12 protein-coding genes are annotated in these 12,715 nt (G+C 45.9%); 4 read left to right on the top strand and 8 right to left on the bottom strand.

Going from position 1 to position 12,715, the window contains the following annotated elements; genetic code table 11:
• Window positions 1–136 precede the first annotated feature (136 nt).
• Complete coding sequence (locus tag QZ998_RS05120; RefSeq protein WP_296558586.1) at window positions 137–1,375, top strand: ATP-binding protein; 1,239 nt, start codon at window positions 137–139, stop codon at window positions 1,373–1,375.
• 4 nt (window positions 1,376–1,379) lie between these two features.
• Entirely contained in the window at window positions 1,380–2,093 is a 714-nt protein-coding gene (locus QZ998_RS05115) for a HEPN domain-containing protein (RefSeq protein ID WP_296558584.1), read from the top strand.
• A gap of 76 nt (window positions 2,094–2,169) precedes the next feature.
• On the opposite strand, the gene QZ998_RS05110 is transcribed toward QZ998_RS05115, so the two are convergent.
• Window positions 2,170–4,956, bottom strand: coding sequence for a DNA methyltransferase (locus QZ998_RS05110; protein WP_296558583.1), 2,787 nt, complete (start codon window positions 4,954–4,956; stop codon window positions 2,170–2,172).
• Window positions 4,957–5,196: 240 nt separating this feature from the next.
• Between QZ998_RS05110 and QZ998_RS05105 the strand changes: the two genes are divergently transcribed.
• Both QZ998_RS05105 and QZ998_RS05100 read left to right on the top strand, forming a co-directional pair.
• Complete coding sequence (locus QZ998_RS05105; RefSeq protein WP_296558582.1) at window positions 5,197–5,463, top strand: DUF4160 domain-containing protein; 267 nt, start codon at window positions 5,197–5,199, stop codon at window positions 5,461–5,463.
• 10 nt (window positions 5,464–5,473) lie between these two features.
• Entirely contained in the window at window positions 5,474–5,773 is a 300-nt protein-coding gene (locus QZ998_RS05100) for a DUF2442 domain-containing protein (protein WP_296558581.1), read from the top strand.
• A 62-nt stretch (window positions 5,774–5,835) separates the two neighbouring features.
• Here the strand turns inward: QZ998_RS05100 and QZ998_RS05095 are convergent, their stop codons facing one another.
• The 7 genes from QZ998_RS05095 to QZ998_RS05065 form a co-directional block, all read right to left on the bottom strand.
• The gene (locus QZ998_RS05095) at window positions 5,836–5,997 is read right to left on the bottom strand and encodes a helix-turn-helix transcriptional regulator (protein ID WP_366512398.1); all 162 of its coding nucleotides are present in this window, start codon (window positions 5,995–5,997) and stop codon (window positions 5,836–5,838) included.
• 42 nt (window positions 5,998–6,039) lie between these two features.
• Window positions 6,040–6,636 carry a hypothetical protein gene (locus QZ998_RS05090; RefSeq protein WP_296558579.1) on the bottom strand — a complete coding sequence of 199 codons (597 nt, stop codon included), beginning with the start codon at window positions 6,634–6,636 and terminating at the stop codon, window positions 6,040–6,042.
• A gap of 59 nt (window positions 6,637–6,695) precedes the next feature.
• Window positions 6,696–7,547 carry a hypothetical protein gene (locus QZ998_RS05085; protein WP_296558578.1) on the bottom strand — a complete coding sequence of 284 codons (852 nt, stop codon included), beginning with the start codon at window positions 7,545–7,547 and terminating at the stop codon, window positions 6,696–6,698.
• Between the two features lie 128 nt (window positions 7,548–7,675).
• The gene (locus tag QZ998_RS05080; RefSeq protein ID WP_296558577.1) at window positions 7,676–7,855 is read right to left on the bottom strand and encodes a hypothetical protein; all 180 of its coding nucleotides are present in this window, start codon (window positions 7,853–7,855) and stop codon (window positions 7,676–7,678) included.
• Window positions 7,856–8,126: 271 nt separating this feature from the next.
• The gene (locus QZ998_RS05075; RefSeq protein ID WP_296558576.1) at window positions 8,127–8,594 is read right to left on the bottom strand and encodes a hypothetical protein; all 468 of its coding nucleotides are present in this window, start codon (window positions 8,592–8,594) and stop codon (window positions 8,127–8,129) included.
• Window positions 8,595–8,821: 227 nt separating this feature from the next.
• Window positions 8,822–9,217 (bottom strand): hypothetical protein, encoded by a 396-nt coding sequence (locus QZ998_RS05070; protein ID WP_296558575.1) that lies wholly within the window; start codon window positions 9,215–9,217, stop codon window positions 8,822–8,824.
• 402 nt (window positions 9,218–9,619) lie between these two features.
• On the bottom strand, window positions 9,620–11,968 hold the full coding sequence (locus QZ998_RS05065) for a phage/plasmid primase, P4 family (RefSeq protein WP_296558573.1): 2,349 nt from the start codon (window positions 11,966–11,968) through the stop codon (window positions 9,620–9,622).
• Between the last annotated feature and the right edge of the window lie 747 nt (window positions 11,969–12,715).

The following is a 12,715-nucleotide window of genomic DNA, read 5'->3' as shown; positions in this document are numbered from 1 at the left end:
TTATTTTGTTGTATAATTATGATACTTCTATTTATCGTATGCTGGATAAGAATTTATTTTATTAAAAGGATTCTCAGTCATGCGAAGTTTGGCGTTTTACAAACGCCCCAAATATATTTTCAAACGAGGTATCCTTATGTTATTGGAATTTTCATGCAGCAACTTCAGATCGATTAAAAATCCAATTACCCTATCCATGATCGCAACCAATGATTCTACTTATGAAAATGAGCTGATCCACACGGATAAATATCGAATTTCCAGAATCGCTTCGATTTATGGTGGTAATGGTTCCGGGAAAACCAGTATCATTAGAGCCATTGGCTATCTTCAATTTCTCGTTGTCAGTAGTCTGAATTATCAGCTTGGTGATAGAATTCCAGCAACGCCCCATAAATTATCACTTGACGAACCAACTATTCTTAACGTCCAGTTTATTAAAAACAATGTGCGTTTTGCTTATGGCCTTTCCGTGACTAAAACCCACGTTATTGAGGAATACCTGTACCATTTTCCCAAAGGAAGGCAGGCTCTGATTTTCGACCGTAAAGGTGACGAGATAAGTATCGGCGACCTTTATATCAAAGACAGCGAAATTGCAAAAGGAATTTTAAAGCCAAATAAGTTGTTTTTATCCTGTGCTGCTAACTATAGTAAAATAAAAGAATATGAGACGGCTTTTATGTTTTTTAAGGAAGACCTCGTTGTTTACCCTGTCGAACACAATAACTGGTTGGATTATTCTGTGGATACTTTGAGTAAAGATCCATCAATCAAACATGATTTTATTGACTTTATGCAATCGATCGGTACTGGTTTAGTTGATGTCCGGACGAAAATCGAACAGAAAAGATTTAATGCCGAAGACTTACCTACTGAGATTCCCGATCTTTTAAAAGACCTGATCACCTCTCAGGATGCAAACATCATTGACGTTAAGCTGCTTTATGATCGCTTTACCCTTGATTTACAGGAAGAATCCAGTGGTATCAGAAAGCTTTTTGAGATTCTCTGCCCATTAATCGATATTATCAAAAATGACAAGACCCTGATTTGGGACGAATTTGAAACGAGTTTTCATCCCTGTATTATTACGGATTTACTTACTTATTTTCAGAAAAAACAATCCAATTCACATTCACAACTGATTTTTTCAACCCATGACATTAACCTTTTGGATCTGAAACGTTTCCGAAGAGATCAAATTTGGTTTACAGAGCTAACTGCAAAAGACCGCTCAACCGATTTATATTCTCTGGCCGAGTTAAAAAATGTTCGAAAAGACGAAAACATTCAAAAAGGTTACATCAGTGGAAAATATGGTGCCATTCCATGCTTGAGAGATGAGTTTTCACAACTTATCAATTTGAGGTAGCGTTATGCCTGAATCGCGTAATCTCAACTTAACGCCACGCCCTGAAGAATCCCGGGAAAGACGAACGATTCACATTGTCTCATTTGAATTAGATGAAATCATGTTGCATTTTGAAGAAAACATTGAAAATATCACCCATCATTTCACCGTAGCTGATCAATTGTGGGCCGAAAATCATAGTGAAGCCGCAAAAGATATCTGGCGATCACAAATATTATTTCTTGAAAGTGCTCTAGATTTTTACATCCATGAAATCACAAAATACGGGATGCCTAAAATTCTTAATGGTGAATGGATGTCAACACAAAAATTTGAGAACTTTCGCATTAACCTCGCTGTAGTCATCGAGGCGATTCGAAATCCCGAAGATCCGTCATGGTTTTTAGAAAGTATCAATCAAACCTATGCAACCGTATCATTTATGAGCTTTACTGCGATTAAAGACCAATTGAATCTGATCGGAATCGACCCCAAATCCGTCGCTGATGACGCTTTCTTTCATCACGGCAGCGCGGAAAAAACAGTTGATCAATTAAAAAAAGCATTGGATGAGCTCTATAACCGCCGCAATGCAATTGCCCATCAATCGGATCGCAGTCACCACGATGCGTGTCGACGAGAAATCGATAAAGCTTATGTGGTTCAAGCTATTACAACTGTACAAAAAATCGTCGCAGCAATTAACAAAAATCTTGAAGATAAAAATGCCAATGAATAAAAGCGCGTCTGACCACCTGTCAAATGGGTGGTCTTTTTTTTAACCGTTTAATATGGGGCTTGCGGTTCAGCCCCGCCTACTCCCCGCAAAGATCCTGATAGCGCCGCATCAGTTCGGCGACGCACTGGGATTCGAGAATATTGCTGGCGAAGCCGTAGGCGGCCAGGACGGCCTTGTCGTTGGCCTGGTGAGCCCGGCGCAGCTCCTTGGGCATGGTGATCTCGTCGTAGAGGTCGGCCAGGCTGCAATCGGGGTAAAGGGCCCGAGCGGACAGGATCGCCTGAGCGGTTTTTTCGATCAAGGCCTGCTGAGCGGCGGTGGGGCTGGGCCAGGGGAAGTTGTTATAGACAATGTTGATGGAGTAGCGGTAATCACTTTTTAAGCGTCCGGCGATGGTGCGCATCCAGGCCATATGGACATTGGAGGTCAGGATGCCGAAATGGTAAAGTGTGGCGTCGGGAATAAAAGATGCCGCATTGCTTGCAATAACTTCTTTTTTCAAAAAACCCATTGGTATATATCGTCTATTTTCAGAAGATGTCGCCGGTATTATCAAATAATCTTCAGCCGGTTGTTTTATTTCCATAAATTGAGCGGGATAAGTTGCATAATCACGAGTTGCTTTCTTTTGACTATTTAAGCGGAATTCTCTAACCGCATTTATTCGTTTTAAAACACTTGGCATCTTTTTTAATTCATTTGGTGGTGCATCAATTAACCAGAGGCACCATCTGCTTTGTCCACTGATATAGTCATCAGAGCTAACAAATTCACGGAAATATTTTTCAGAAAGCGGTTCTTTTTTAATCAATTCATCCTTCTCGGCTCGAGTGAAAATCAGGTTCCCCCCCTCCACTGGTTTACCACCACTACTCATTTTAGGCACATTACAAATCGGTGTTCTTCGGCTTTCAATTATCACCACCGGCGCTTCCACCAGATAGGGATTAATCAGCGCCACCTTAGTGCTGATCGCTTCGCCGCTATAAATCCGTTTTTCGCCGAGGTTCTGGCCCTGGCTGAAACCGATGATAACGCAGTGGACGGCGGCCTGATCACTGGCTTCGCTGGCCCACTTAAAGGTGCGGTAGGCAAAATCGAGGTCAATCCCAAAGCGCTCATACAGCGGTTTAAAAACCCCGGCCACCTGTTCCCCCTGGGTAATCGAATTGGTGGACACAAAGGCCGTGCGGATGCCGGTGCCGGCCATCAGCTGGGCGGCCTTGAAATACCAGCCAGCGACAAAATCAATTTTGCCGGCGCTTTTATAAGGCTTGCCGGTTTCATCGACATACACCGCCAGCAGATCATTTTTCTGTTCTTTGGATTGCAGCGAATAGCCGACAAAGGGCGGGTTACCCATCACAAAATCCAGTTCCGCTTTGGGCACCACCCCTTCCCAATCCAGCCGCAGGGCGTTGCCCTCGATAATATTGGCGTAGGACTTCAGGGGCAGAAAATCGAGGTGGCTGTGAATGATGTCCTCGGTTCTTCGCATCATCTGGGCTTCGGCAATCCACAGGGCGGTCTTGCCGACAGCGACGGCAAAATCATTGATCTCGATGCCGTAAAACTGGTGGATCGAGACCTTAATCGGCGTATCCAGATCGCTGCCAAAGCGGATCTGCTCGCCCAGCAGTACCTTTAACAGCTCGTTTTCCAGGCGCCTCAGGGCCAGGTAGGATTCGGTTAAAAAATTCCCCGAGCCACAAGCGGGATCGAGAAAGGAGAGCCCCGCCAGTTTGTCCTGAAAGGCCGAGAGATTGCGGTTTCGGGTCTTCTCGACGGGGTCACTTTTGAGCCGGTCAAATTCTTCCTGCAAATTATCAAGAAACAAGGGGTCGATGACCTTGTGGATGTTTTCAATCGAGGTGTAGTGCATCCCGCCACTACGGCGGGTTGCGGGGTTTAGGGTGCTTTCAAAGACGGCCCCGAAAATGGTCGGGCTGATTGCCTGCCAGTCAAAATCCTCAGAGGCATCGTGAATCAGGAGATTGACAATTTCCGGGGAAAAGCCGGGAATTTCGATCTGGGCGGCTTCAAAAAGACCGCCATTAACATAGGGAAAGGCTGCCAGCGCCGGTTCCATATACTGATCCCGCTCGGCGGTGGTTTGATTGAGCACCGCAAAGAGCTCAATCAGAGATTTTCGGACATCGGCGGGGTTGGGGTGGCGCTTGAGATAATCCTTAAAAATGCCGTGTTTGCCAAAAATCCCGGCGTCTTCGGCATAGAGACAAAAGACCAGCCGGACGCAGAGCATGTTCAGGCTTTTTAAGGAGTCGGGATTGGTCGGGTCACGATACTGGGCAAGCAGGGCATCATAGAGCTTGCCGACGATTTCGCCGGCCTTGATGGAGATTTCCATTTCCCGGATGACGTCCTGATTCTGGGCATCGACCAGAAATTCCAGCCGGTAGGTCTGCTCAGGCAGGTTGGCCAGGAGGATTTCCTCGGGCTCGCCATTGGGGTTTTCCATGTCGTAGACGAGAAACTCCTTAAAATTGCAGGTGACAATCCAGCGCGGCCGCAGCGAATAAGGCAGATTGGCGGAGTAGCGCTTGGCCTGCTGGAAGGGTGTCAGATAGCTGCCGTCGGACTGGCGGATGGCCTTGCGGAGATCGCGGTCTTTCCCTTTCTGTTCAATTAAGACATGGGTTTCGGAGATATAACCGTCGATAAAGCTGGTATGATCCAGCATCACCTGATCCTCAAAGCGGATCTGCTGCTCGGGTTTAGCCACCCCATAGACGTCCCGCAATAGCGCCAGCCAGAAGGGCTGACTGTGTCCTTTTTCATAGCCTTGATCCTGCCAGTCGGCCACAAAGGCCCGGGCCGCCTCTCTTTTTTGTATCTCTGTCATGTTGTTATCCTCTCACATCTAAACTGGTTTTATTATAACGCTTTAACGGGCGAATTGCAAAAGGATGGGGGTTTTTGTGCCTGTCGCGAGGGCCTTTCGCCTTTGTTCTCCCCCGTCTGTGCCTTATTTTTCGGGAGCAAGATTTTTTCGGGCTTTCTGAACTTTGATGAGCAGCTTCAATTTTGATTGAGTAACTGTAAAATATGCGTTATAATCAAGATAACATACAGGAGGTGCTAAATGCCAGAGTTATGCCGATTTTATAATATTGTTATCCGGATGCTATACAGTGATAATTCCCAGCATCACAAACCACATTTTCATGTTTATTATAACGAATTTGAAGCCTCAGTTGGAATCGACGGTGATTTGTTAGCCGGGAATCTCCCGGTAAAACAATTAAAATTAGTACAGGCCTGGGCAGTAATCCATGAGGACGAATTATATGATACCTGGAATAAGGCCATCCGAAATATTCCGTTTGAAAAGATTGAACCATTAAAATAGGAGGTGTACCATGTACATCATTAACGACATTGCCTATGCTGGGGAACCGGAACCGATCTTAAAAATTAGAGCGATCAGACCCCTTGATGACTACCGCTTATGGGTGCGCTTTAGTACCGATGAAATCAAAATCTTTGATTTTAAGCCATTATTGCATGAACCGGCGTTTCTTCCCCTCCAGGATAAAACGGTTTTTGATGGTGTCTACATCGATTATGGCGTACCGGTATGGTGTGATGGCGAGGTCGACATCGCCCCGGAAAAACTTTATACCGGCGGCGTGGCGATGGATTACGTCCACACTACCTGAGCACACAAAACCCTGTTCGCGATTATGCCACGAACAGGGTTTTTGTGCGCCGTACGAGCCGTTTATTCTGGATCGCTTTGCTTAATTTTAATGTGCAATTCTTTCCCCATACTTTTGGCCACCTTTACCAGAAAATCGAGGGTTGGATTATCGATCCCACTTTCAAATCGGGAAATGCTTGATTTTTGGGTTCCCACCCGCAAGGCCAGTTCTTCCTGAGTTATATGCAGAATACAAATGTTAAGGATCGGTGGCCGTCAATAAAATTATTCAAGCGCTCTTGCATTAAAATTTATATACGCTTTCAAATCCCCATATTCACAATAATCAGCCCCCAGCGCTTTTAATCGACTTAAGGTAATGGTCTTCTGGTTGGGCATTTTTTCGTTTAAGACTTTTGTCGCTAACACATAAAAGTCCCATTGTAGCAAATCGAGGGGATTTATGGTTTCCTGATCTTTATGTTTGTGAATACAGAAAACGTAAAAATCAGCCTGTCGTCTTTTTATCGTTTCATAGGTGTTGCTTACATTATCCCAGGCAAATGTCGGCTGTATTCCAAACGAAATTTTTGAATATTCTTTTTGGCCGCAAGTCTGTATGTAAGCCGAAGATTTCACCTCTAATTTAATGCCCTCAGCAGTTAGGATATCATAGCTATCCCATTCGGTTCTTGTTTTGCAGTTGGCCTCCAGGGCCATGCCAACGATGTATTCCGCCAGAATTCCCCGTTGGGCATTTCCAATCAAATCTGAATGGGCCCACATCCAGAAATCAAGCAGGGTGTTTTTGGCTTCAGGATTGTGCTGATTGAGGAAAACTTCGCTTCCATCGCATTTTTTGATATTAATTTTTTTTAGCATTAAGAAACTCACCCTAAGATTATTTAGCTGGAATCAACCAAACAAAAACCTTTTTATAATTAATATTCTTCATTTTTACAACGACAATGTGGACAAATCACGTATCCATACTCATTATTACCATCTTCCCAAGGTAATGTATAACTACCACCCTGCAGCGAGTATCCACAATTAATGCATTCGCCTGCATTAGCATTAGATGAATGCCCAAATATCTCACTTTGCCATGTCAAGCTACCATCATCGTTCATTCTTACCATATTACCGCATGAAGGGCAAGTGTACCAAAACACTCCGTCAAATTCTGACATCTTATCCCCACAGCCGCAAGTCGGATAAACATTACCATCTTGAGGCGGCTCGAATGAATCTGTATCATCTTCCTCCTTGATTTCGTATTCATCCAAATTGTTAAAATATGTACCGCTTTTTTCTATTATGACGGTAGTTTCTTTTGGAGCTATTGCATCCGCCAAATTTTTAAGTGCATCCGCAGTTATTTCAAGCGCTACTTGTGCTCGTTCAAGTCGTTTTATCTTACACTCCTCGCATAAACTTTTATTCACATCAGGCAGCAATATCCCGCAATCTATGCAAAACCCGACTATATTGTCATCCGTAAGATTATTATCAAAACCACACTTCTCGCAGACCCAGTGCTGTAAGTGTCTATCGTAGCCTTCTTGATTATTTAAATATGTGTTGCATTCGTCACAAAACCAAAAAACATAATCATCCTCAAACTCACTTGCAGCTAACGCATAGCCACATTTATTGCATTTCCATTGCGTTGAGTTTTTAGTAATGACCATCCGTCCATCACAAGCTGGACAAAACATCCACTTCTTTATTTTCTTGAAGTAAAAATGCGTCAACTGTTCACCTATGCTCTTATTTTTCTTGACACTCATATCTCATTAGCCTCCTAATAGTTAATGATGCACACACCTGGCATTAATAGTCAGCACCTCTGGAAAACATCATCCTATTGTGCACATGTGTTGTTCAGACCAAGAAGCACTATCCTTTTGAAATAATTTTAACAGCAATTGAAGGGTTTTATTAGGCCATCGACACCGCTTTTCTTTAAAAAAACTGCGGCAGAACCAAGTACACCTGCAGCTGCTATTCCCATTTTAAGAACATCTGCTGTACGCTCAATAGTTTTATAGTCTTTACTGTTAAGCTTTTTATTCTGGAAATTTTTTTCCATTTTCAAGCACTACCTCATGCACTAAGTTTTATCTGGTCTCTTGATTGAGTCATAATTATTGCGACGTAATGAATGGAACTATTGTATCATTTAATAGCGCAAGAGGAAAGTTTTAACCACTTTCTGGACAAACAAACCAACCCACTCGATTACTACCAGTGAGTTTGTCTAAACGATGATCTGGGTGAAATTGCTGTTCCTGATGATTATCCTCCTCCCCCAGCTCATTGATGACCTGCTCCAACCAACTTGGGCAAGAGCACCCCCAGCCAGCGTTTCAAATATCGATGCCGGCCAGCACGATCCACAGCGCCAGGGCCGCCACATAGGCTGTGGCGAAATAATACAGCCAGGGCATTTTCCTAAGATAAAACGTCCCGCACAAGGCGCCCACAATCACCGCCCCGATCCCGATCGGGACCGCTTGCGGTTGCTGATACAGGGCCACGCCAAGCACGATCAGCACTGACATCAGCGGCATGGTCAGAAAGGTCGCTTTGATCAGGTCATCCCATTGGGCGCGGAACACAAAATAGGACGCCAGCAGCAACAGTACAATAAAAATCAGCAGGCCGTAAATGGTCGGCGGTTGGGCGTTACTACCCAGCCGCAACAGCAGATTGAGGCCAAGCACCAGCGACGCCGCCAGCATAAAGGCCAGATTAAACAGCACGAAGCCGCCGACCATGATGATCGCGGCGCAGATCAGCTTTTTAATTACCTGATTTTCGATTTTATCAAACATCGCGTACCTCCTTTAGGCCGGCCCGCCGAAGCTGACGCGCTGGTATCCCTTGCATCCGTTTGTGGATCTACTCTCTGTATACCCCGATTGGCGGCAGCTATCTCACGAGGTCTTTATTTTCCCTCATGGCTTCGACATGGGGTGATTTGAAGTTGGCCAGCACGCCAAAAAGGCAAAGGCCAGAGAGATTTCACTGATCAGCATCCCGGGATACTGGCTTTAAATAGCTATGCGGCGAGGTTTAACAAAATATCACCAAGGGGATTGGTCAGCTCCAACCCCTGCTGATGGAGCCGGTAAATCCAGCGGAGATCATAATTCATGGCCTCGGCGATGGCTTCAAATGATTCATGATTGACATAACGGCGGGTCAGAATTTCCTGAATCCGCCAGTCGTCCAGGGCTTCGATAGTTGCGATCATTTGGGCATTGAGTTTTTCAACCATCCGGCTATCAGCTTCGATCTGCATTTTCAAGCCGTCAATCCGCTCCCGGGTACGTTTGACGGTTTCCGGGGTGGAACTGTAAATGAGCGCCAGCTGGTGCTCATACTGCTTAAGATACTGGGTGTTGCGAAATATCTGACCGGCTAATCGGATCAGTTCGTTTTTTAAGGTTTTCATGGTTTCCTCCTTTTATTTGGGGTTTGCTATTTCTCTGCCCCATTAGCAGAACTGTTTAGTTGAATGGGTTGGCCGGGGGGCGGGCGATTACAAATCGCTGGATGCGCCGTAACCATCCGTATCGGTTGTTCAGGGAATTCCGTCGTATTACGCATTATTTCAGACTGAAATGCAATTTCTCTTCTCAGCCGGGCGGATCATTTCGGAAGGGGTGGAAGGGGTTGAAGCCCTTATTTTTTCAGCTAATGATTATTGAATTTCTTAAATAATTTTCGCCATAATAGGAAAAACCCCTTCCACCCCTTCCAATGGCTCTAATATCACAAACAACCCCTTCCTATTTTTTCGTAAATTAATCCATATTCATGAATAAATCGCCGTTTCTTCAGTAAATAACCTGTTTTAAGCTGCTGCCTCAAAATCCTCCAGCTCAATCCCGCTGTACATGGCTCGCCGGGTCACTGATTCTTTAACCTTTTCCAGCTCCGGAAAAGCTTCTTTTAACTCCATCCAAAAGCGTTTCTGGCTAACCGGCCTCAGTCCTGAATCCTGGCAATAATGATGATAGGCCTGATAAAGCTCGGTGGCCGATATCAGGCGATGGCTGTCAATGATGCAAAGTTCCTCGACAAAGGACAAGACCGAGCTGCCCGCAATCCGGTAGGCATCTAGGGCCGCTTCCGCCTGGGCCGATGGACTAAAACAATAATGGTTGGCTTGTAACCGGGCCAGTCCCGTCAGCGCCCAGTTTAAGATGCCGGCCGCTTCCCCCTTCAGCTTATCCTTGAGATGGAGATCCCGTTGCTCCGGGGGTTTGGGTGGCAAAAAGGGAACGATGATCAAGCGCCGGTAAAAGGCCTCGGAGCGATCGCCCAAATTTTTAGGCAGGCTGTTGCAGGAAAACACCAGTCGGGCAGTGGCTTTAAAGGAAAAGGGATCTTTGTTTTTACGCTCGGCGGTAATGAAATCCTCGCCGGTGATGCTTTTAAAGAGGCCGTTATCCTCAATCGATTTGGACGGCAAATCGGCAAAGATATTGGCCAGCCGCCCGAACAGCTCCGCCGTCTTAAAGCGGTCGCCCAGATTCTGCCAGGGAATATTGGAGACGTTGTCGATCCCCAGCAAAACATCCTGAGCCACTGACAGCAGGGTCGATTTCCCGGCACCGCCCTCGCCCACAAACACAAAGGCCTTTTGGGCACAGGTTTCCGGGATCAGCAGATAACCAAAAATCTCCTGGATCAGCAACTGCGTCTGTTGATCCAGACAGTCCGAGAGAAAGGCCATAAAAATCGGGGCGACGGCTTTTTCATCGTAGCCGGCTTGTAACTGAATGGTCGATAAGATGGCGGGGTCATGGGGCAAAAGCTGCCGACTGGCCCGATCGTAACGGCCGTTTTTGAGATTGATGATCTGCTTCTCGCGATTCAGTCCCTCGGCGCTGCGGCTGATTTCCACCGTCCACTGGCTCAGGACATCGTTGATCTGAGCCATCTGCACATGATCCGGGCGTAGATATTTGCGGACAATTTTCTGACAGTGACGGTCGTCCACCATCTTATAAACCCCACCCAAATATTGGTAATAGGCTTCCCCGGCATAAAAAATATGCTTGTGTTTGGCCAGTTCATTGGCCAGAATCCCCGGCATCAACCGATAACCGTTGGGCTTTTTGAGATACCAGATTGGCAGCGGCACCTTGCCCCGCTCCCAGGGGGCCTTGGCCGGACAGCTACCCAGCCGGGGACATTGATAGCCCCAGCCCCTGAGCGTTTCACAGGTCATGGGACTCGCCCCGGTGCTGTTAAACTGGGTGATTTTTTTCTCGGTAGCAGCTGGTGAATAGCCGGGATAATCACGGGACAAGTCATGAATCACAGCTTGGCCACCGGCAAAACCGGCCAGTTGGGTGATCATGGCATACCACAGCGGTTCACTCAAGGTTTCTGCGCTGGCCTGGGCGTGGATCAGAAAATCACAGGACTTGATCATCCGCCGGGGATCGACTTCGTCTGCGGAAGCAAAAAAACCGGGAATGCTGGCAGCCCTTGGGCTATTGTCGGATTTTGGCGGTGTGACCGGGTCAGCTGGTAAGGAAGAAGACTCCACTACCGCTGCGGTAACGCTCTCAATGGCCTGTAAAATGTCTGTCTGGGTGTAGCGGAGCTGGGGATCGAATTTGAGACAGGTCACCAGCACCGGCTCTTTCTTGTTATGGAAAAATCCTGGCAGCCGCATGACCCGGCTGCGATTGCAAATCACCGGGTCGCCTTTAAAAACAGCGGCCAGGGCTTTCTGGATCGGGCTGAATTGACTGAGGGCTGGGGCTTGATCCGTTGCTGCTGTCGCCGGTGGCTGCAACAACCAATAACCGTGTAAAGATTTTCGGGTTTGGACAATAATCGAGGGTTCCAGGGGGAAGGTCTGGAAATTGGCGTACTGGTCGGCCAGCGGCAGATCGTCGGCTTCGACAAAATGCGCCGCCACCCCACCAATGGCATCGTCGCGGTGACCACCGGGATTGACGACAAAGAAGACCCCCTGGCGATCACGCTGGTTGACCAAATGCAAGGCCGCCTGAAAATCGGCCCCCGCCAGCTCGGCAGCACAGACCTGATAATTCCGCCCGCCCCCTTTACCCGCATCAGAAAAGGTCCGTAAATAATAGGGACCCGGATGAAAAGCCGCCAAAAATGTGGCTGGTTCGACTTTGATTGGTTTGACCTCAGCCAGTGTTTTATTTGATTTCATGATAAGCTCCTTGTTTGAATTTTTTAAATGTTTCTTTGTTTTACCGACCCGCAAACACCAACCGACAGCACGCAACAGCCCCATTTCCCAACAAAAAAACCGGATGCACTTTAAAATTCACAGGCTGGCTGTGATTTAAAGCAACATCCGGTAGTTTAGTGGCGCAGGTGGCCCAGTTTAACTCAGTATACATGCTGATATATTAAATTGATGTTGTGATCTCAATGTGATTTTCATAATCTTAACACGGTATGCCTCACGTTAGGCTCTGATATATGCTGCTGCTTTGGCTTTATTTACCTCTTTCCTGGCAGTCACGCCATTGTCTTTAAGTGCAATAAAATCGTTTGACTGTCGTTTTCACTTGTATTTATATTTTATCATAAATCTAAATTATCGGACAGGCAAAATCTTGTCATTAGTGTACCTAACTAAATTTATCCGTTAAATTTGAATTGTTCTAAACCTACTTATACCATTTTGAATGATTTTTGAGTAATCAGAATCAGAAATATTCTTTTTTATTGCTGATCGATTCCAGTAATCCCACTAAATCGCGATTTTGTTTTCAACTAATCACTGCTGCTTTTTATTGACGCGCGCTGCTTTGTAACTTAACACTTTCTTAAACTAAAAATAACCGCCCCTTTACCCATGGCTGAATATTTCTAATCAAGCCCTAAAATAGCGCTAAATTTTATCCTATTTTATTGTTTTAATTTGTTTTGGTTGTTTTACCGGTGCTCC

This window comes from uncultured Acetobacterium sp., from assembly GCF_927416815.1.
GTDB lineage: Bacteria > Bacillota > Clostridia > Eubacteriales > Eubacteriaceae > Acetobacterium.
This window is presented reverse-complemented; position numbering and strand designations above follow the sequence as displayed.

Excerpts from the sequence above, each read along its gene's own strand:
- QZ998_RS05120 (WP_296558586.1), top strand. The coding sequence starts at position 137 with ATGTTATTGGAATTTTCATGCAGCAACTTCAGATCGATTAAAAATCCA.
- QZ998_RS05115 (WP_296558584.1), top strand. The coding sequence starts at position 1,380 with ATGCCTGAATCGCGTAATCTCAACTTAACGCCACGCCCTGAAGAATCC.
- QZ998_RS05110 (WP_296558583.1), bottom strand. The coding sequence starts at position 4,956 with ATGACAGAGATACAAAAAAGAGAGGCGGCCCGGGCCTTTGTGGCCGAC.
- QZ998_RS05105 (WP_296558582.1), top strand. The coding sequence starts at position 5,197 with ATGCCAGAGTTATGCCGATTTTATAATATTGTTATCCGGATGCTATAC.
- QZ998_RS05100 (WP_296558581.1), top strand. The coding sequence starts at position 5,474 with ATGTACATCATTAACGACATTGCCTATGCTGGGGAACCGGAACCGATC.
- QZ998_RS05090 (WP_296558579.1), bottom strand. The coding sequence starts at position 6,636 with ATGCTAAAAAAAATTAATATCAAAAAATGCGATGGAAGCGAAGTTTTC.
- QZ998_RS05085 (WP_296558578.1), bottom strand. The coding sequence starts at position 7,547 with ATGAGTGTCAAGAAAAATAAGAGCATAGGTGAACAGTTGACGCATTTT.
- QZ998_RS05075 (WP_296558576.1), bottom strand. The coding sequence starts at position 8,594 with ATGTTTGATAAAATCGAAAATCAGGTAATTAAAAAGCTGATCTGCGCC.
- QZ998_RS05070 (WP_296558575.1), bottom strand. The coding sequence starts at position 9,217 with ATGAAAACCTTAAAAAACGAACTGATCCGATTAGCCGGTCAGATATTT.
- QZ998_RS05065 (WP_296558573.1), bottom strand. The coding sequence starts at position 11,968 with ATGAAATCAAATAAAACACTGGCTGAGGTCAAACCAATCAAAGTCGAA.